Genomic DNA, 19,619 nt, shown 5'->3' on the forward strand with positions numbered 1-19,619 from the left:
GTCTCTTACCGGCCATGCGCAAGGCTTCAACAAGAAAATCCTTGATGGCGCACTAGACTGGTGGGTTGTTTGGCGCTGGGCCGGAACAACCTGGGCAGACCCGGGCTCCGCCGGCGACCCGGATGCTGCCGGGAACGAGACGCGAGGGCCGATGGCAGTCACACCTGAGCACGGTGAACTCACTCTGCTCGACGACGGGGAGACGCTGGAGGAGTCCGGCAAGTCCGCCCGGTTCACCTCGGGGCCCGCCGCCCCCACCCGCACCCTCGTCGACATCTTCGAGGCCACCGTACGGACCTACCCCGACGAGCTCGCCCTCGACGACGGAACCACCCGATTGACCTACCGGGCACTCGCCGTCGAGGTCGAACGCCGGCGCCGGGCCCTCGCGGCCGCCGGGGTAGGACTCGGCGACCGGGTCGGCGTCCGCGTGCCGTCCGGGACCAACGAGCTGTACGTGGCCGTCCTCGCGGTCCTCGCCGCCGGCGCCGCCTACGTACCCGTCGACGCCGAGGACCCGGACGAGCGGGCCGACCTGGTCTTCGGCGAGGCCGGGGTCCGCGCCGTCCTCGGCGGCGGGCAGCGCATCCACCCCGGCCGCACCCCGGAGCCCGGCGCCCGCGCGGCCGCCTCCCGCCCCGGCCCCGAGCACGACGCGTGGATCATCTTCACCTCCGGCTCCACCGGCAAGCCCAAGGGCGTCGCCGTCAGCCACCGCAGCGCCGCCGCCTTCGTGGACGCCGAAGCCGCGCTGTTCCTCACCGAGGAGCCCATCGGCCCCGGCGACCGCGTCATGGCCGGACTGTCCGTCGCCTTCGACGCCTCCTGCGAGGAGATGTGGCTGGCCTGGCGCTACGGCGCCTGCCTCGTGCCCGTGCCCCGCTCCCAGGTCCGCAGCGGCGCCGACCTCGGCCCCTGGCTCGTGGAGCAGGAGATCACCGTGGTCTCCACCGTGCCGACCCTGGCCGCGCTCTGGGAGCCCGAGGCGCTCAACGAGGTCCGACTCCTGATCTTCGGCGGTGAGGCCTGCCCGCCCGAGCTCACCCAGCGCCTGGTCACCGAAGGCCGCGAGGTCTGGAACACCTACGGCCCCACCGAGGCCACCGTCGTCGCCTGCGCCGCCCTGCTGACCGGCGAGGAGCCGATCCGGATCGGCCTCCCGTTGAACGGCTGGGAACTGGCCGTCGTCGACGAGTCCGGCGAACCGGTGGCCATGGGCGGCAGCGGCCAGCTCGTGATCGGCGGGGTGGGCCTCGCCCGCTATCTGGACCCCGACAAGGACGCCGAGAAGTACGCCCCGCTCGAGACCCTCGGCTGGCAGCGCGCCTACCGCAGCGGCGACCTCGTACGCGCCGAACCGGAAGGCCTCGTCTTCCTCGGCCGCGCCGACGAGCAGATCAAGCTCGGCGGCCGCCGGATCGAGCTCGGTGAGGTGGACGCCGCGCTCCAGGCGCTGCCCGGCGTCGCGGGCGCGGCCGCCGCCGTCCGCACCGCGCGCAGCGGCAACCAGCTGCTCGTCGGCTACCTCGTCACCCAGGACGGCTGGGACCACGCGGCTGCCGTGACCCGGCTGCGCGCCGAGCTGCCCGCCGCGCTCGTACCGCTGCTCGCACCCGTCGCCGAGCTGCCCACCCGCACCTCCGGCAAGGTCGACCGGGCCGCACTGCCGTGGCCGCTGCCCGACCTGGAGACCTCCGGCCCCACCGAGCAGCTCTACGGGACCGAGGCCTGGCTCGCCGAGCAGTGGAGCGAAACCCTCGGCGTCACCGTCGCCGGCGCCACCGACGACTTCTTCGCCATCGGCGGCGGCAGCCTCGCCGCCGCCCAGCTCACCACCCGGCTGCGCACCCGCTACCCGAGCGCGGCCGTCCTCGACATCTACCAGCAGCCCACCCTGCGCAAGCTGGCCCGGCACCTGGAGAAGTCCGCCCAGGGCGACGGCGCGGCCCGCACCGTCGCACCGGTGCCGCTGCGTTCCCAGGTGGCCCAGTCGCTGCTGCTGATCCCGCTCTTCACCCTGGTGGGACTGCGTTGGACGGTCGCCCTGCTCGCCCTGGGCAACGTACTGCACCACTTCGGGCCCTTCCCGTGGGCGCCGACCGCCTCGTGGTGGCTCGTCGCCGCCGGAGCGCTGCTGCTCCACAGCCCGCCCGGCCGGCTCGCGATCGCCGCCGGCGGAGCCCGCCTCCTGCTGCGCGGCGTGCACGCCGGACGCCACCCGCGAGGCGGAAGCGTCCACCTGCGGCTCTGGACCGCCGAACGGCTCGCCGAATGCGCCGGCGCCACCTCCCTCACCGGTTCCTGGCTGGAACGCTACGGCCGGGCCCTCGGTGCCAAGATCGGCCCCGAGGTGGACCTGCACTCCCTGCCCCCGGTCACGGGCATGCTCAAACTCGGCCGAGGCTGCGCCGTGGAATCCGAGGTGGACCTCTGCGGCCACTGGCTGGACGGGGACCACCTGGAGATCGGCGCGATCAAGGTCGGCGCGGGCGCGGTGGTCGGCACCCGCAGCATCCTCTTCCCCGGCGCGCGGGTCGGAAAGCGCGCCGAGGTGGCCCCCGGCTCCGCCGTCGTCGGACAGATCCCGACCGGCCAGCGCTGGGCCGGCGCACCCGCCGGGAAACTCGGCAAGGCCAAGCACAACTGGCCCACGGAACGCCCGCCGCGCGGGCTCCCCTGGCGGGCCGCTTACGGAGCGGCCGGCTTCGGCCTCACGGCCCTGCCCGTGCTCGCCGCACTGCCCGCCCTGCTCGTCGTCAGCCGCTTCGTCCCCGCCGACGCCGGGCTCACCGAAGCACTGCGCGGAGCGCTGCTCGCCGTGGTGCCCGCGGCGCTCGCCTACGGGTTCGCGTACGCGGGCCTGCTGCTGGTCTCCGTACGCCTGCTCAGCCTGGGCCTGCGGACCGGCACCCATCCGACGCACAGCAGGATCGGCTGGCAGGCCTGGACGGTCACCCAGCTGATGGACCTGTCCCGCGAGACGCTCTTCCCGCTGTACGCCGGACTGATCACCCCGGTCTGGCTACGGCTGCTCGGCATGAAGATCGGCCGGGGCGCCGAGGTGTCCACCGTGCTCGCCCTGCCCAGCCTCACCACCGTCGGCGAAGGCGCCTTCCTCGCCGACGACACCCTGACCGCCCCCTACGAGCTCGGCGGCGGCTGGATGCGCATCGGACACTCCGAGATCGGCCGCCGCGCCTTCCTCGGGAACTCCGGCATGACCGCCCCGGGCCGCACCGTGCCGGACGACGGACTGGTCGGCGTCCTGTCCGCCACCCCGAAGAAGGCCAAGAAGGGCAGCTCCTACCTGGGTCTCCCGCCGGTCCGGCTGCCCCGGTCCACCGCGGACGCCGACCAGAGCCGTACCTACGAGCCGCCCGCGCGGCTGCTGTGGGCGCGCGGCCTCGTCGAACTGTGCCGGCTCGTCCCGGTCTTCTGCTCGGCGGCCCTGGCCGTGCTGACCGGGGCGGGCCTCTGCGCCCTGATCATGCGGAGCGGTACGGGGATCTGGGGAGCCGCGCTGCTGTCCGGAGCGGTCCTGCTCGCCGCCGGCACGGCCGCCTGCGCGGTCGCGGTGACCGCCAAATGGCTGCTGGTGGGTCGGCACCGGACGGGGGAGCACCCGCTGTGGAGCGGCTTCGTGTGGCGCAACGAACTGGCCGACACCTTCGTCGAGGTCCTGGCCGTGCCGTGGCTGGCCGGCTCGGTCCCCGGTACCCCGGTGCTGGCCCTGTGGCTGCGCGCGCTCGGCGGCCGGATCGGCCGGGGCGTCTGGTGCGAGAGCTACTGGCTGCCCGAAACGGACCTGGTCGTGCTGGGCGACGGGGTCAGCGTGAACCGCGGCTGTGTGTTGCAGACACACCTCTTCCACGACCGGATCTTGAGGACGGATACTGTGGTGCTCCGTGAGGGCGCCACCCTGGGCCCGGGCGGAATCGTCCTGCCCGGGAGCACGGTAGGGGCCCGCAGCACACTGGGCCCCGCATCCCTCGTGATGGCCGGGGAATCCGTCCCCGCCGACACCCGCTGGCTGGGCAATCCGATCGAGGCGTGGCGGTCCTGACCGGGCCGTTCCCGCCGCGATAGGCAGCAGGGCGGCACCGGCACACCGGTACACCAGCACGTCGTACGAGCACAGCGCAGGGAGCGGAAGCGGCAGTGAGCGGCCAGAGAACAGAGCCATCGGACCCGTACTTCCCGGCCAACGGCGACTCCCGTTACCGAGTGCACCGGTACGAACTCGCTCTGGAGTACCGGCCCGGGCCCAACCGGCTCGCGGGCACGGCCCGGCTCAGCGCGATCGCCGGTCGGGCGCCGCTCACCGAATTCCACCTGAACCTGGCCGAATTCAGAATAGGCCGGGTCCTGGTGAACGGCCGGGCGCCGCAGTACACCCACCGCGGCGGCAAACTCCGGATCCGCCCGGCCAAGCCGCTGCCCGCCGGCTCCGCTTTCACCGTCGAGGTGCACTGGGCGGGCAACCCCAAGCCGGTGCGCAGCCCGTGGGGCGGACTCGGCTGGGAGGAACTGACCGACGGCGCGCTGGTGGCCAGCCAGCCCGTCGGCGCGCCCTCCTGGTACCCGTGCAACGACCGGCCCGCCGACAAGGCCTCGTACCACATCTCGGTCAACACGCCGTCCCCCTACACGGTCGTGGCCGGTGGCCGGCTCCTCACGCGCACGACGAAGGCCAGCACGACCACCTGGGTCTACGAGCAGTCCGCGCCGACCTCCAGCTACCTGGTCGGCCTGTCCATCGGCATGTACCAGACGGTGCTCCTCGGCGATCCAGGCCTCGGCGGTGTGCCGCAGAGCGCGCATGTCCCGGCGCACCTGCTGCCGCGGTTCTCCCGGGACTTCGCCCGGCAGCCCGCCATGATGGCGTTGTTCGAGGAACTCTTCGGGCCCTACCCCTTCGGCGAGTACGTGGTGGTCGTCGCCGACGAGGAACTGGACGTCCCGGTGGAGGCGCAGGGCCTGTCCACCTTCGGCGCCAACCACGTGGACGGCGTCCGCGGCTCGGAACGCCTCGTCGCCCACGAGCTCGCGCACCAGTGGTTCGGCAACAGCGTGACCATCGCCGACTGGCGGCACATCTGGCTGAACGAGGGCTTCGCGAAGTACGCCGAATGGCTCTGGTCGGAACGCTCCGGCGGCCGCACCGCGCACGAAAAGGCGGCGGCGGCGCACCGTCTGTTGGCCACACAGCCGCAGGACCTGCGGCTGGCCGACCCCGGCCGCAAGCTGATGTTCGACGACCGCCTGTACCAGCGCGGCGGCCTCACCGTGCACGCGATCCGCTGCGCGCTCGGCGACAGCGCGTTCTTCCGCATGCTGCGCGACTGGGCCACCGTGCACCGCCACGGGGTGGTGTCCACCCTGGCCCTCACCCAGCACGTCGCCCGCTACACGGTCGAGCCGCTCGACGACCTGTTCGCCGCCTGGCTGCACACGCCGGCCCTGCCACCCCTGCCGGCGCCGCCCCGGCCGCCGATACCGGCGAGGCCCGGCTATCCGCCGACGAACGGCGGCTCCAAGGGCGGCCGGGGCAAGACCTCGGCCTAGTCTCGGCTCGGCCTAGGCCGGGCGGGGTGTGGTGAGAGGCATCCGGGCCCGTACCTGCCAGTCGCCCTCGGCGGTGGCCTCCGCCCGGAAGGTGCCGCCGGCCAGGGTGACGCGTTCGCCGATGCCCTTCAGGTCGTAGCCCGAGAGGGCGGTCCGGTGGGCCGTCCCGTCGTTGGTTATCCGTACGGCTGCCTCGTGGGGCCGGACGCGCACATGGACGCTGACGTGGCGGCAGTGGCGGGCGGGCTTGCGGGTGTTGGTCAGGGACTCCACCGTCACCCGGTGCAGGGTCGCGGCCACCTCGGGCGGCACGGTGTCCGTCGGTCCTTCCTCGGTGAGGTACGCCGGGACCCCGTTCAGGGCGAACCCCCGCACCAGGGCCCGTAGGTCGTCCATACCGGCGGGCGCGGCCGGCGGTACGTCGCTCTCGCCGGCCCCGAGCCCGGCGACCATCCGCCGCATGGACGCCAGGGTCTCGGCGCCCGTCTCCTCGATGCGCTGCAGAGCCGGCGGGACCAGGTCGGGCCGCCTCGCGGCGACCGCCCGGGCGCCTTGGGCCTGCACCACGATGCCGGTCACGTGGTGGGCGACGTAGTCGTGCAGATCCCTGGCCAGCTCGATCCGTTGTTCGAGCCGGGTACGGTGTGCGCGCTGCCGCCGGACCGCCACCACCATGCGCGCCGTCACACTCGCCCCCGCCACCACGACGGTGGCCAGGGTGAGGCCGAACGCCGCGAGCAGACCGTCCTCGCGCACGCCGGTGGACAGGGGACGCAGAACGACGGCCGCCGCCAGCAGCAGGGCGACCGGCGGGCCGGAGGTGACTGGGCCCCGCCTGATGACGAAGGCCAGCACCACCAGGAGGGCGACCGGCTCGAACGCCTCGTGGGCGGACGCGGCGCCGGCGGCGTCGTGGCCCAGGTGCAGGGCCGCCGAGCAGACCAGCGAGGCCGTGGCGGCGGCGCCCCCGACGTAGACGAACGACCGAGCCCGTTCGAGCAGGGGCAGCGGGAGCAGAGCGGCGCCCACGACGGCGGCCGACAGCGCGAGCAGGCCCTGCGAGGCCGGTCCGGTGTACACCCCGGCCCGTACATCCGCCCAGGCCGCGGCCGCGAGCACACAGGCTGCGAGGGACCGCAGCAGGACCGCCGCCTTGCCGGAAGCGGCGAGGAAGCGGAGGAGAGGAGACCACATAGCGCGCAGATTAGATCATCGGCAGGCCCGGTCCCTCCGCCAAAAGTCGTAGTCGTACGGACCGGGATCCGCGGTTCGCGCGCTACGCTTCCGGACGCTCGCGGGGAGTGATCGAAGCCCCCCTCCGCCGGGCCCTGGGCCCGCCGTCACGACCGGTCGGTACCGACCTCTCAGGTCGTCGCGGCGTGATCGGACTCGCCGCGCAGGACGCAGAATTCATTGCCTTCAGGATCGGCGAGCACCGCCCAACCCGTGCCGTCGGGCTGCCGGCGATCGACGACCAGGGTGGCTCCGAGCTTCAACAGCCGCTCGACCTCCTCCTCGCGCGAGGCCGTCGGACGCAGACAGAGGTGGATCCGGTTCTTGACGGTCTTCGGCTCCGGGACCTGGTTGAAGTAGAGCAGCGGGCCCTCCGCGAGCATCACCACGGTCTCCTGGTCGCCCGGTCGGACCTCGGGATGCAGCGGAGAACCCGTCACTTCGCTCCAGAACCGAGCCAACTCATACGCATCCGAACAGTCGATCGCCACGTTCTGCACCACTGAAACCATGGCGCACAGCCTGCCCGAGCTCCGGACCGCCCGGCAAGATCCGCCCTGATCCGAAGGACGCGCCCTAGCTCTGCTTCGTCCAGCGCTGCGACGCCTCCCCGCCGCACGTCTTGGTCACCAGGCCGCTGCTCATGCCCAGGTCGAGACAGCCCCCGCTGAAGTCGTTGCGGAGGCTGCCTCCCGAGCCCGTACGCCACAGCTGCGCGGTGCCGCCCGAGCAGTCCCCGACGAAGACCGCCTGGCCGAGCATGTTGGCGTACAGGCAGCCGCCGCCCTGCTGGTTCTCCAGCTTGAAGCTGCCGTCCGGCCTGCTCCGGACGGTCCATCGGGTGCTGGCGTCCGCGCAGTCGCCGTAGTCCGAGGCGCCGAAGACCTGGGTGATGCACTTGCCGTTGTTGCCGTTGCGGAAGCGGTAGGTGCCGGATGCGGGAGGCGCCGGGGGCGCCGCGGTGGTGGGTGCGGTGGAGGTCCCGCCGTTGGAGGGGCGCGTACCGCCGGAGCCGCCCGCGTTCGCGGGGTTGCCTGCGTTGCCGGAGTTTCCGGGGTTTCCGGCGCTGCCCGAGCCGGGCTGTGCGCCGCCGGAGCCGGGACGGTTGCCGGGGTCGGTCCCGGGGGCGCCGCCCACGCCTCCTGCGGCCTCGGCCGGGGGAGCGCCCGTCCCGCCCTGTGCCGGGTCCTGGCCCGGTGGCTGCGTGGGCGCCGCCGTCCCGGAAGGGCTGCCGCCGGCCGCCGAGGCCGTCGGGTCGGCCGGCGCCGTGACCGGGGTGGACGGGGAGTTCGCGGCCCCGGCCTGCGGCGCGGAGGTGTACGGCAGGTGCTGGATGGCGAGGGTCGTACCGCCCGCGACCACGACGACGGGCAGGACGGCGAGCAGGACACGGGTCCGGCGCCGGCGCTCGGCCCGTTCCGGCCGGACCGTGGCCGGGGGAGCGGGGGCCGCGGGCGCGACGGGGGCCGGTGACCTCCCGGGCTCCGGCTCGGCTTCCGTCTTCTCCCCGGTGAGCGGGATCGTCGGTACGTCGGGCTCCTGCACGTGCGCGGCGAAGGCGGCCCGCTCGGTCAGGCGCTCGGTGACGGCCGCAGGCCACAGCGGGTCGGTGAACGGGCCGTGCGCGGAGGCCTGTGCCAGGAGTTCGGTGGCGGTGGGCCGACCCTCGGGGTCTTTGTCGAGGCAGGCCGCGACGAGCTCGGCTAGGTCCGGCTCCAGATCCCGCAACGGCTCCAGGTCGGGCTCCTCGTGGACGATGCGGTACAGCACCCCGTGCCCCGACTCGTCGCCGAACGGCGGCTGACCGCAGGCCGCGTACGCCAGTACGGAGCCCAGCGCGAACACATCGGTGGCGCCGCTCAACCGCTTGCGACCCGAGGCCTGTTCGGGTGCCATGTAGGCGGGTGTACCCACGACCATGCCGGTCCGGGTCAGTTGGCTCTGCTCGGCGGCCCGGGCCACGCCGAAGTCGATGAGCGTGAGACCGCCGAGGGTCAGCATGACGTTGGAGGGCTTGAGGTCCCGGTGCACCATGTCCAGCGCGTGCACCGCGGCCAGTCCCGCCGCGGCTTCGCGCAGCAACAGCCACAGTGCGCGGGCGGGCAGCGGACCGCCGTGCAGTGCGATGGCCTCCCGCAGGGTGAGCCCGGGGATGTAGGCGGTGGCGAACCACGGGGGAGTGGCGGTGCGATCGCTGTCGAGCAGCGGCGCGGTGGCGCCCGCGGGGAGCCGGGCGAGGTTGTCCAACTCGTGCCCGAATCTGCGCAGGAAGTCCTGGTCCTCACCGACGACCGAGGTCAGCAGCTGTTTGACAGCGACGTACCGCCCGTCACGGACCCCCAGGTAGACGCGCCCCATGCCGCCGGCCCCGAGCCGGCCCGCGAGCGGGATCGACCCGATCCGGCGTGGATCCTCCGCCGCCAGCGGTTCGGCGCCGCTCCCCGTCAGCTCTAACACGTCAGCCCCGCTCGAATTGGAGAAGTTTCCAGGAATCTAACCCTGAAGATCCCGGGACGGCAACGCGGGTCGCCGAACGCCGAGTTGATCCCGATTTCGCCGTGGGACGAGGAATCGCCGGGCAGGGCCGACGTGTCCTGCTCGCCGGGCCCGCCCCGGTTCGGACCCGGCTCGGACCCGGCTCGGACCGGGCGCAGGCCCCACTGGCCGCCCCCGTCAGTAGTGGGATAATCCAGTTGGGGAGACAGATGTGACGCACTCGGATCGAGAAGCTCGGGCGACTCGAAGGGAGGAGCGTGGTGAGCACCCCCGCCGCCGCTCGCATCGCTGACCTGCTGGAGGACGTGCCGACGGCCTCCAACCCGCCCGCGCGGTTCCCCGCTCCCGCCCCCGACCGGCCGCCTCGCACCGATGGTCCAACGCTCAACATCACGGTGATCTGGGGTGACATCGCGCAGATCGCGGCCGATCTGCACGTCACGGGCCATTACCAATCGGTAGTGCCCGCCGCGGCGGAACTCGCACTCGACCGGGCCATCTCCGTAGACCCCCGCCGGGTCATCACGGAGCACACCAAGCTCGGCTGGATCGACGCCCAGTTGGGCGAGGTCACCTACTTCCCCTGCAAGGAGGGCCCCGTGCGGTGCGCCGCCGTCGTCGGCATGGGACCGATGGGCACCTTGACGGAACGCCGTGCCGTCCAGATGTACGCCTCCCTGCTCGGGGAAGCGCTCGGGCTCGGCCATGTCGGGACCATGACCACCGTGCTCATCGGCTCCGGCACCGGCAATCTGACCGTCAAACAGGCGGCCCGCGCCCTCGTCCGGGGCTTCGCCGACGCCCTCGCGCCGCTCGGGCCGCCCGCACCGCCGCCCGGGCTCACCGACGTACTCGTCATGGAGGTCGACCGGCTGCGTGCGGAGCAGCTCCACCTCGCCCTCACGGACTCCGCCTCGAAGCTTCCGCAGCTGCGGATCGTCCCCTGGCTGCGGGAGGAGAGCGGCGGCGAGTTGTTCGGGCCCTCCGCCGCGGTGTACGCCCTGTCGGCGCTCACCCGCCTCGCCGGTACGGTGGGCGCGGCCGCAGGTGACGGCACCCCGGGCAGCTCCGGAGCCGGCCCGGACCCGCCGGCCGGGGCGGACGTCCTGCAGACCGTGCTAGCCGGCTTCGACGCCGACATCCAGGGGATGATCCGTGAGCAACTGGCGGACCTGGCCTCGGTGGAACGTACTGAGCTCTCCCTGGCGGTCCGTAGACCCGCGGAGGCCCAGGACGACGCGGTGCCCGTCCGGATGTCCGTCCAGTCGGGGGTCGGCGGCCTGCGCTGGGCGGCGCTGACCGGGCGGGCCACCGTACCGGAACGGCTCGTGCCGGTGGACATGGACCTGCTGCGGGAACTCGTCGACCGGCTGACGGAACCGAGCGTCAAGGACGCGTGCGAACTGCCCGACCTGCTGTCCCGGTTCGTGGTGCCGCAGGACTTCCAGCGGCTGCTGACCGACGATTCGACCGTGCTGCTGGAACTGGACCGGGACACGGCCTCCGTCCCCTGGGAGTTCCTGGCCGAGATCCAGCAGGCGGGGGCGGACAAGCGCGATCCTCTGGCGATCCGCACCCAGCTCTCCAGACAACTGCGCACGACCTACTCGCGGGTGATGACCGAGAGCCTGGCGGACGGACCGCTGCGCGCCCTGGTGATCGGCGACCCGGGAGACCCGGAGAAGGGCTTCCACCTGCCGGGAGCCCGCCAGGAGGCCTTGGCGGTGGCCTCCCGGCTCAAGGAGCTCGGGGCCAAGGTCAGTCTCTTCGTCGGCGCGGCGAACTCGCTGCGTCAGCCGGGCGTCGATCCCGCCCGGCGCCTGGACGTCCTGCGGGTCCTGCTGTGCGGAGGCAACCACATCGTCCACTACTGCGGACACAGCGACTTCGACCTCTCCGGCACGGGGCGGCGCTCGGGCTGGGTCTTCGCGGACGGCCTGCTGACCGCCCAGGAACTGGCCCTGCTCGAACGCCCGCCGCTGATCGTCGTCGCCAACGCCTGCTACACGGCCCGGCTCGGTGACGCCGCCGGCCCCGGCACCCCGGCCACCGAGCCCGCACTCGCGGGCCGCAGTCCCTGGGGGAACCCACAGGCCGCGCTCGTGCCGAGTCTCGCCGACGAGTTCCTGCGCATGGGGGTGGGGCACTACATCGGGGCGGCCTGGCGGATCCCCGACGACCAGGGGATCTCCTTCGCCGATCAGTTCTACACGCACCTGTTCCAGGGCGGGCCCGGCGAGGCGACCCCGACCGTGGGCGGCGCCGTCCGCGCGGCGCGCCGGCGCCTCTACGGGCTGCGCGCCGCGGACGGGCAGGAGCAGGGCGCCGACAGCACGGCCGATCCGAGCGCTCCGAGCACTCCGAGCGGCCCGAACGGCGCCGCCGGTCCCGTCGGCCCCGCCGGCCGGGACGTCACCTCCGGCGGGCAGCGCTGGAGTTCCTGGGCCGCCTACCAGCACTACGGGGACGCGGCCGACCCGTTCGTCCGACCTGGGGGCAGCTAGGGGGTGTCTTGCCGATCAGGGCGGGCTCGCGGTGGTCGGTGCCGCGCCTCGCCGCGTTGTCCTCGGTCGGCCTTGCGTTCCACGGCACCGACCACCGCTCGCCGATCCGCCCTGATCGACAAGACACCCTCTAGGAGGTCCGCTCATGGCCAGGATCCCGATGGCCGATGTCGTCGTACTGCTCCCCGGAATCGGCGGGAGCGTGCTGACCAGGAACGGCAAGGACGTCTGGGCGCCCTCCGCCTCGGCGGTACTGGGCGCGCTGGCGAGCCTGGGCGGGTCGCTGGAGTCCCTCGAACTCGCCGATGACGACTGGCTCGTGGACGATCTCGGCGACGGCGTCGCCGCCGACCGCCTCGTGCCCGATCTGCACACCCTGCCCGGCCTGTGGAAGATCGACGGCTACTCGGCGATCGAGAAGTTCCTGTTGGCGCGCTTCGACCTGCAGAAGGGCAAGAACTACTTCCCGTTCCCGTACGACTGGCGGCGCGACAACCGGGCCGCGGCCCGGGGGCTCGCCGAGCGGAGCGCCGTCTGGCTGCGGGACTGGCGCGCGGCGAGCGGCAACTCGGCGGCCCAGCTCGTCCTGATCGGGCACTCGATGGGCGGGCTCGTCTCCCGCTACTTCGTCGAGGTGCTGGGCGGCTGGAAGGACACCCGGGCCATCGTGACCTTCGGGACCCCGTACTACGGCTCGCTCAACGCCGTCGAGTTCCTGTGCAACGGCTTCCACAAGCGGATCGGCCCGTTCGAGAAGGACCTCACGCGCCTGCTGCGCTCCTTCACCGGCCTGCATCAGCTCGTACCCGTCTACAAGTGCGTGTTCGGGCCGGAGGGCGAGGCGTCCACCCCGGCCAAGGCCGGCCTGCCCGGCTGGCAACCGCAGTGGAGCAGCCACCTCACCGACTTCTTCGGCGAGATGGAGACGGCGGCCACCGCCAACCGGCAGCAATCCGCCTGGGAGTCCAACCAGGTGGTCTACCACCCCATCGTCGGCATGGACCAGCCCACCCGGCAGTCGGCCCGGCTCACCGATCACAAGGTCGAGACCCTGATGCTCCGTGGGGAGGCGGACGAGGGGGGCGACGGCACCGTGCCCAAGCTCTCCGCGGCGCTCTCCGGCACCGAGGACGCCCGCACCTTCGTCCCGCAGAAGCACGGGAGCCTGCAGAACCAGGACGCGATGCTCGACCACCTCGGGGGCATCCTCCAGTCGCTGCACGACGTACGCATCGACGATCTGCGCGCCGCCGTGACCTCGTGGTTCAGCTACCTCGGTGACGATCTCTACCTCGTCGACGAACCGGTCGCCTGTGAGGTCGGTGCCATCAGCGCGCTCAGCGAGGGGGAACTGCCCGAGGTGCCGGCGCGACTCTCGGTGACCGACCGGACCACCGGCCGGCCGGTGGTGGCCCGCGATCTCACGGTCGCGCGGCGGCGGCAGCGGGTCGACATCGGCGTGCTGCCCCCCGGCACGTACGACCTGCTGATCAGCGCGGGCGCGGACACGGCACCGCTGTCCGACGTGTTCGTCGTCGCCGGCCCGGAAGGTACGGACGGCGTGGGCGGCACCGGAGGTGTGGGCGCGGCGCAGGGCTGAGAGCCGCCGAGTGAGCCGCTGCCGCCGAGGCGAGAATCGTGACAACGATTACATTCATCCCCAAATCGCACGTCCAGCAGGGATCATTATTTCCCGTAATTGTCGTATATGGCTGCCTTGCGGCCCGCGCCGCCTGAGTGACCGGTGGGCGCCACGGGAGAGATATGGGACGCGTGCGCAGCTGGACTGTCAACCGACGGATCGCTCTGCCGGTGGTGGTGGCAGGAGGCGTCGTACTCGGGCTGGGCGGCCTCTACGGAACCGCCCTCGCGGTCGGAGGCGACATAGACCAGGGCACACGGGTCCTGGGGGTGGACCTCGGTGGCATGAGTCGGGCCGAGGCACGCCGGACGCTGACCCGGGAGCTCGGGGCCGCCGCCGCGGCGCCGATCACGGTGAAGATCGGCGAGCGGGTGGAGAAGGCCGATCCCGCCGCGCTGGGGCTCTCCCTGGACACCGAGGCGACCGTCGACCGCGCCGTACGGGCCGGATCCGGCCCCGTCGCCGTCGTCGGCAGCCTCTTCGCCTCGGGCAGCCGCGAGGTGGCACCCGTGATCGGCATGAACGAGCAGACGGCGCGCGCCGCGGTGGACCGCCTCGGCAAGGCCGCCGAGCAGCAGGTCCGCGACGGCGCGATCACGTTCGAGCACGGCACGGCCAAGGCCGTCGCCCCGCTCCCCGGCGTCTCCCTCGTCGAGGACCGGGCCGTCGACGCCCTCCGCGACGCCTACCTGCGGCCGGACAAGGGCCCCGTGGTCCTGCCCGTCGCGCGCACCGAGCCGCGTGTCGGCGCGGAGGAGACCGGACGGGCCATGCGGCAGTTCGCCGAGCCCGCGATGTCCGGGCCCGTCACGCTCACCGTCGCCGGCAAGACGATGTCCATCACCCCCACCGTCCTCGGCGAGCACCTGAAGATGCGGGCCGACGGACAGGGCCGCCTCGTGCCCGCCCTCGACTCCAAGAGCCTGCTCACAGACCCCGCCGTGGCGCCCACGGTCCACGCGGTCACCCGCTCGCCGCGGGACGCCGTACCCGGCCTCGCCGCGGACGGCCGTGTGGTGATCGCCGACCAGGGCCGTACGGGGCGCCAGGTCACCCAGGAGGCGCTCGGTCAGGCCGTCCTGCCGCTGCTGACCCGCTCGGGTGCGGCCCGTAGCGGCGAGCTGGCCACCGTGGCGGTCCAGCCGGAGCTCACAGCCGACGAGGCGCGGGGGCTCGACCTCAAGGAGAAGGTCTCCTCCTTCACCGTGGAGTTCCCGGCCGCCCCGTACCGCACCACCAACATCGGACGCGCCGTGGAGCTGATCAACGGCTCCGTCGTCATGCCGGGCCAGGAGTGGAGCTTCAACCGCACGGTCGGCGAGCGCACCCCCGAGAACGGCTTCGTCGACGGCATCATGATCAATGACGGCCAGTACGTGAAATCGCCCGGTGGCGGTGTCTCGGCGGTCGCCACCACCATGTACAACGCCGCTTTCTTCGCGGGCGTCAAGCCCGTCGAGCACGGCGCGCACTCCTTCTACATCGAGCGCTACCCCGAGGGCCGGGAGGCCACCGTCGCCTGGGGCACCCTCGACCTGCGCTGGCTCAACGACTCCGGCCACCCGCTCTACATCCAGGCTCGGTCCACCGACACCTCGCTGACGATCTCCTTCCTCGGTACGAAGAAGTACGACGAGATACGGGCGACCAAGGGGCCGCGCACCAACATCACGCCGCCCGGGAAGCGGACCGGCAGTGGTGAGAGCTGCGAGGTCCAGACCCCGCTGGAGGGCTTCGACGTCACCGTCGGCCGGACCTTCGTGCAGGGTGGCAAGGAAGTCGGCCACGAGGACTTCAAGACCCACTACACGCCGCGCGACGAGGTCACCTGCACCCCGGAAGGCACCCCGGAAGGCGCGCAGGAGCCCTCCGCGGGGGCCACCCCGGGCGCCACCCCGCAGCCCTCGGGCACCCCGCAGACCCCGTCCGTCCCGGCCGCGCACGCCGTCCCCACCGCGACCGGCAGCCACGCCGACTGACACCATCGGGGGACCAGGCGTGACATTCCGGGCGCGTACCGTGCATGCCGGGGGCCGTCGGCGCCCGGAAGTGCTACAACTGGGTTCGTGACCATTCCTCGCCACCCGTGCCGGGCACGTCGGTGCGGTCACCTCTAGGCAACCGGAAGAAGAGCGTCGCCGGACAGGTATTCGTCCTCCAGGTGGCGATCGTGGTGTTGCTCGCGGCCGGGGCCCTGCTGGCCCTGGTCCTCCAGTCGCGGCACGACACCGAACGTGAGGCACGTAACCGCTCGGTGTCCGTCGCCCAGACCTTCGCCCACTCCCTGGGCCTCCAGGACACCCTGAAGACGTCCGACCCGTCCGCGACGCTCCAACCCCTCGCCGAGACCACGCGCAAGGCCGCCGGCGTGGACTTCATCGTGGTGATGGACACCGACGGCATCCGGTACAGCCACCCGCAGCCCGACCGCATCGGTAAACGCTTCGTCGGCAACATCGAGCCCTCGCTCAAGGGCCAGGTCCACACCGAGAGCGTCGACGGGCCGCTCGGCAAGGAGATCCAGGCGGTGGTCCCCGTCACCGGGGCCGACGGCAAGGTCGTCGCGCTGGTCTCGGCCGGCCTCACCGTCAAGAACGTCACCGGCGTCGTCGACCGCCAGCTCCCCGTCATCCTCCTGGCCATCGCCACCGGCCTGGCCCTCGCCACCGTGGGTACGGCGCTCATCAGCAGACGCCTGCGCCGCCAGACCCACGGGCTCGGCACCCAGGAGATGACCCGCATGTACGAGCACCACGACGCGGTGCTCCACGCCGTCCGCGAAGGGGTGCTGATCACCGACGGCGAAGGCCGGCTCCTGCTGGCCAACGACGAGGCCAAACGCCTGCTCGGGCTGCCCGAGGACGCCGACGGACGCGAGATCGCCGACGTACCGGGCCTGGACCGCCGGATGGCGGACCTGCTGCTCTCCGGCCGCGAGGCCACCGACGAGGTCCTGGAGAGCGGGGACCGGCTGCTCGTCGTCAACCAGCGGCCCACCCACCCCAGGGGTCGGCCGGAAGGCGCCGCCATCACCATCCGCGACTCCACCGAGATGCAGGTCCTGACCACCCGGGCGGAGACCGCCCGCAGGCGCCTCAAGCTGCTCTACGACGCGGGTGGCGACATCGGTACCAGCCTCGACGTGGTGCGCACGGCCGAGGAACTCGCCGCCGTGGCCGTCCCCCGTTTCGCGGACTTCGTCACCGTCGACCTGGCGGACCAGGTCATCGACGGCGAGGAGCCCCGCGCGGGCTCCGACATGCGGCGCACCGCCGTCAGCGGCATCCGCTCCGACCATCCCCTCTACCCCGTCGGCCGGCTGATCGACTTCCTGCCGTCCACGCCCCAGGCGCGCGGCTACGGCACCGGCCGGGCCGAGCTGGTGCCCCACCTGGCCGACGCACCGGGCTGGCAGGCCCAGGACCCGCCGCGTGCGCAGGCCATCGTGGACTACGGCATCCACTCGCTCATCGCGGCCCCGCTGATGGCCCGGGGCGTCGTCCTCGGCGTGGTCAACTTCTGGCGGTCGCAGAAACAGGAACCCTTCGACGAGGACGAGCTGTCCCTGGCCGAGGAGCTCGTCGCCCGCGCGGCGGTCAGCATGGACAACGCCCGCCGCTACACCCGGGAGCACGCCCTCGCCGTGACCCTCCAGCGCAGCCTGCTGCCGCGCGCCCTGCCCGAGCAGAGCGCCATGGACGTGGCGCACTTCTACCTGCCCGCGCAGTCCGGGGTCGGCGGGGACTGGTTCGACGTGATCCCGCTGGCGGGCTGCCGCGTCGCGCTGGTCGTCGGAGACGTCGTCGGGCACGGCCTGCACGCCGCCGCCACCATGGGGCGCCTACGCACGGCCGTGCACAACTTCTCCTCCCTCGACCTGCCGCCCGACGAGATCCTGGCGCGCCTGGACGACCTCGTACAGCGCATCGACCACGACGGGGAGGGCGACGGCGCGAACGGCGGCGTGCTGGGTGCGACCTGCCTGTACGCCATCTACGACCCGGTGTCCCAGCGCTGCACCATGGCGCGGGCCGGCCACCTGCCACCCCTGGTGGTCGCCCCCGACGGCACGACGGAGATCGTGGAGCTGCCGGCCGGACCCCCGCTGGGGCTCGGTGGCATGCCGTTCGAGACGGCGGAGCTGGACCTCGCGGAAGGCAGCCAGCTCGTCCTCTACACGGATGGACTGATCGAGGAGCGCACCCGGGACATCAGCGAGGGACTGGAACTGCTGCGGGTGGCGCTCAGCCATCCCGACCGGGACCCGCACGAGAGCTGCCGGGCCGTGCTCGACATGCTGCTGCCGCCCCGACCCACCGACGACGTGGCGCTGCTCATCGCACGGACCCGGACGCTCGGCCCGGACCGGGTGGCCCAGTGGGACGTACCGTTCCAGCCGAGCGCCGTCGGAGCCACCCGCAACGCCGCGGCCAAGAAGCTCGACGAGTGGGGCCTGACCGACCTCGGCTTCGCCACGGAACTGATCCTCAGCGAGCTGATCACCAACGCCCTGCGGCACGGCAGCGGGCCCGTACGGGTGCGTCTCCTCCACGACCACAACCTGACCTGCGAGGTGTGGGACGGCAGCAGCACCGCCCCCCACCTGCGCTACGCCGCCACCACGGACGAGGGCGGACGCGGCCTGTTCCTGGTCGCGCAGCTCAGCGAGCACTGGGGCACCCGCTACACGCCCGAGGGCAAGGTCATCTGGGCGGAGCTGGCCCTGCCCGGCGCCGCGGGCGGCACGGAGGCCGCCCTCGCGGCCTTCCTCGAAGTGGACCCCATCTGAGGGGCCTGGCCTCCTGAGAGCCCCTGAGCAGGCCTGAGCTGAGGCGGCGAGGAGGTCAGACGCCCGCCTGGACGGCCTTGAGCGCGGTCTCCAGTGCCTGCTCCGCCGGCACCGCGACGTCGGGAACGACGCCCACGCCCTCCCAGTTGCCGCCCGTGACGGTGTTGATCGTCCGAGCCGTCGGTACGGTCACCAGAACGTGCTCGGCGACCGCGTGCCGGGCCGTCGGATGGGCGCCGCCCCGCGTCGTCTCACCCACCACCACGGCCCGGCCCCGGGCCTGCAGGGTGTACGCCACGTCCTCGCCCCCGGAGAAGGTGCTCGCGCTGGTGAGGATGTGGACCGGCCGGTCCAGGTAGCGGGGAGCGGGAAGGTGCGCGATCGTCCAGTACTGCCGGGTGCTGTCCGAGCCCCGGTCGTAGATGTCGTTCAGGTGCACCTGGTCGTCGGGGAAGAAGTAGCTGCACCACATCGCGGCCCCCTCCGGCATCCCACCGCGGCAGCCCCGCAGGTCCAGCACGAGGGCCGAGCTGTTCGCGACCAACTGCATCGCCGCCCCGATCGCGCTCGCGCCCTCGATGGCGCCCGCGATGAGGCGGATCTCTATGAGCCCGATGTTTCCTTCCAACTGCTCGACGCGCCGGATCCCCTGGTTCTCGGCCCGGAGCAGTGCCGAGAAGGCGGCCTGTCCGCCGTCCTCGTCGACCGGGTCGAGCGACTGCGGCTCGTCCGTCCACAGCAGGCGCAGGTGCTTGTCCGGGCACACCTCCTGAAGGTGGGCCGTCACCGCCTCGCAGAGCGCCGGCCCCTCCAGGCCTGTATACGCACCCGCTGCGAGCCGGTCCCGGATACCGGCCTCGATGACGATGGCCTTGTCCGGGAAGACGTAACCCGCGGTGATCCGGTCCAGAGCGTGTTCGATGATCTTTTCATTGGTAGGCATGGGACGGATGCTAGGGGCCAACTCCGCAGTGATCAAAAGGGTTCACGCTCGACCCGGTCACGGTCCGGGAGTCGCGCCCGAGAGCCGGCCGGGTTCCGCGAGCAGGTCGTCGACGAGCTCCATACGGATCTCCGGCAGACGCTCCGCGATCGCCTCCACCATCATCGCGATCCCCTGCGGGTCGGGCACGGCGCAGCGTTCCCGCGACTCCTCGTCGGGCCAGCGCGCATACGCCACCCAGGTACCGTCGTCCGCCCGGTGCAGCCGGGACCCGTAACTGCCGCACCGTGCGTGGATGGCCACCGTCACCCGGTGCCAGCCCTCGGTGAACTGCCGCTCCATGCCCGGACGGAGCCGCCACCGGTAGATCACAGCGAACATGCCTGGATCCCCCCCGCATCAAAATGTGGATCTTTCCCGGCCACCCTACGGGTGCGTCCCGCGGGC

Annotated in this window: 11 protein-coding genes; 6 read left to right on the forward strand and 5 right to left on the reverse strand. The window is 72.6% G+C overall.

All coding sequences use genetic code 11. The features are described 5' to 3' along the window. Nucleotides 1-151: 151 nt before the first annotated feature. Nucleotides 152-4,063, forward strand: a complete 3,912-nt coding sequence (locus BCL76_RS33785) for a Pls/PosA family non-ribosomal peptide synthetase (RefSeq protein ID WP_109783183.1) — start codon at nt 152-154, stop codon at nt 4,061-4,063. 95 nt (nt 4,064-4,158) lie between these two features. Further along, nucleotides 4,159-5,565 carry a M1 family metallopeptidase gene (locus BCL76_RS33790; protein ID WP_109783184.1) on the forward strand — a complete coding sequence of 469 codons (1,407 nt, stop codon included), beginning with the start codon at nt 4,159-4,161 and terminating at the stop codon, nt 5,563-5,565. A gap of 12 nt (nt 5,566-5,577) precedes the next feature. Here the strand turns inward: BCL76_RS33790 and BCL76_RS33795 are convergent, their stop codons facing one another. The 3 genes from BCL76_RS33795 to BCL76_RS33805 all read right to left on the reverse strand — a co-directional run bounded on the left by BCL76_RS33795 (nt 5,578) and on the right by BCL76_RS33805 (nt 9,255). Then, complete coding sequence (locus tag BCL76_RS33795) at nt 5,578-6,759, reverse strand: sensor histidine kinase (protein ID WP_109783185.1); 1,182 nt, start codon at nt 6,757-6,759, stop codon at nt 5,578-5,580. A gap of 170 nt (nt 6,760-6,929) precedes the next feature. Next, complete coding sequence (locus BCL76_RS33800) at nt 6,930-7,310, reverse strand: VOC family protein (protein WP_109783186.1); 381 nt, start codon at nt 7,308-7,310, stop codon at nt 6,930-6,932. A 64-nt stretch (nt 7,311-7,374) separates the two neighbouring features. Further along, nucleotides 7,375-9,255 carry a serine/threonine protein kinase gene (locus tag BCL76_RS33805; RefSeq protein ID WP_109783187.1) on the reverse strand — a complete coding sequence of 627 codons (1,881 nt, stop codon included), beginning with the start codon at nt 9,253-9,255 and terminating at the stop codon, nt 7,375-7,377. 299 nt (nt 9,256-9,554) lie between these two features. On the opposite strand from BCL76_RS33805, the gene BCL76_RS33810 reads away from it, so the two are divergent. From BCL76_RS33810 to BCL76_RS33825, 4 genes are all read left to right on the forward strand, one after another. After that, nucleotides 9,555-11,798 carry a CHAT domain-containing protein gene (locus tag BCL76_RS33810; protein WP_109783188.1) on the forward strand — a complete coding sequence of 748 codons (2,244 nt, stop codon included), beginning with the start codon at nt 9,555-9,557 and terminating at the stop codon, nt 11,796-11,798. Between the two features lie 145 nt (nt 11,799-11,943). Further along, nucleotides 11,944-13,398 (forward strand): lipase/acyltransferase domain-containing protein, encoded by a 1,455-nt coding sequence (locus tag BCL76_RS33815; protein ID WP_258310059.1) that lies wholly within the window; start codon nt 11,944-11,946, stop codon nt 13,396-13,398. A gap of 164 nt (nt 13,399-13,562) precedes the next feature. Then, nucleotides 13,563-15,419: a VanW family protein gene (locus BCL76_RS33820; RefSeq protein ID WP_109783189.1), complete on the forward strand. Its 1,857-nt coding sequence runs from the start codon at nt 13,563-13,565 to the stop codon at nt 15,417-15,419. Between the two features lie 182 nt (nt 15,420-15,601). Beyond that, entirely contained in the window at nt 15,602-18,229 is a 2,628-nt protein-coding gene (locus tag BCL76_RS33825) for a SpoIIE family protein phosphatase/ATP-binding protein (protein WP_258310070.1), read from the forward strand. 55 nt (nt 18,230-18,284) lie between these two features. Here the strand turns inward: BCL76_RS33825 and BCL76_RS33830 are convergent, their stop codons facing one another. Together BCL76_RS33830 and BCL76_RS33835 are read right to left on the reverse strand one after the other, a co-directional pair. After that, the gene (locus BCL76_RS33830) at nt 18,285-19,172 is read right to left on the reverse strand and encodes a S41 family peptidase (protein ID WP_109783191.1); all 888 of its coding nucleotides are present in this window, start codon (nt 19,170-19,172) and stop codon (nt 18,285-18,287) included. A gap of 57 nt (nt 19,173-19,229) precedes the next feature. Continuing rightward, the gene (locus BCL76_RS33835; RefSeq protein ID WP_109783192.1) at nt 19,230-19,553 is read right to left on the reverse strand and encodes an antibiotic biosynthesis monooxygenase family protein; all 324 of its coding nucleotides are present in this window, start codon (nt 19,551-19,553) and stop codon (nt 19,230-19,232) included. Between the last annotated feature and the right edge of the window lie 66 nt (nt 19,554-19,619).

It is taken from the genome of Streptomyces sp. CG 926, from assembly GCF_003148825.1.
Classification (GTDB): domain Bacteria; phylum Actinomycetota; class Actinomycetes; order Streptomycetales; family Streptomycetaceae; genus Streptomyces.

Coding starts and splice junctions, on each gene's coding strand:
- BCL76_RS33785 (WP_109783183.1), top strand. CDS start 152: ATGGCAGTCACACCTGAGCACGGTGAACTCACTCTGCTCGACGACGGG.
- BCL76_RS33795 (WP_109783185.1), bottom strand. CDS start 6,759: ATGTGGTCTCCTCTCCTCCGCTTCCTCGCCGCTTCCGGCAAGGCGGCG.
- BCL76_RS33800 (WP_109783186.1), bottom strand. CDS start 7,310: ATGGTTTCAGTGGTGCAGAACGTGGCGATCGACTGTTCGGATGCGTAT.
- BCL76_RS33815 (WP_258310059.1), top strand. CDS start 11,944: ATGGCCAGGATCCCGATGGCCGATGTCGTCGTACTGCTCCCCGGAATC.
- BCL76_RS33820 (WP_109783189.1), top strand. CDS start 13,563: ATGGGACGCGTGCGCAGCTGGACTGTCAACCGACGGATCGCTCTGCCG.
- BCL76_RS33830 (WP_109783191.1), bottom strand. CDS start 19,172: ATGCCTACCAATGAAAAGATCATCGAACACGCTCTGGACCGGATCACC.
- BCL76_RS33835 (WP_109783192.1), bottom strand. CDS start 19,553: ATGTTCGCTGTGATCTACCGGTGGCGGCTCCGTCCGGGCATGGAGCGG.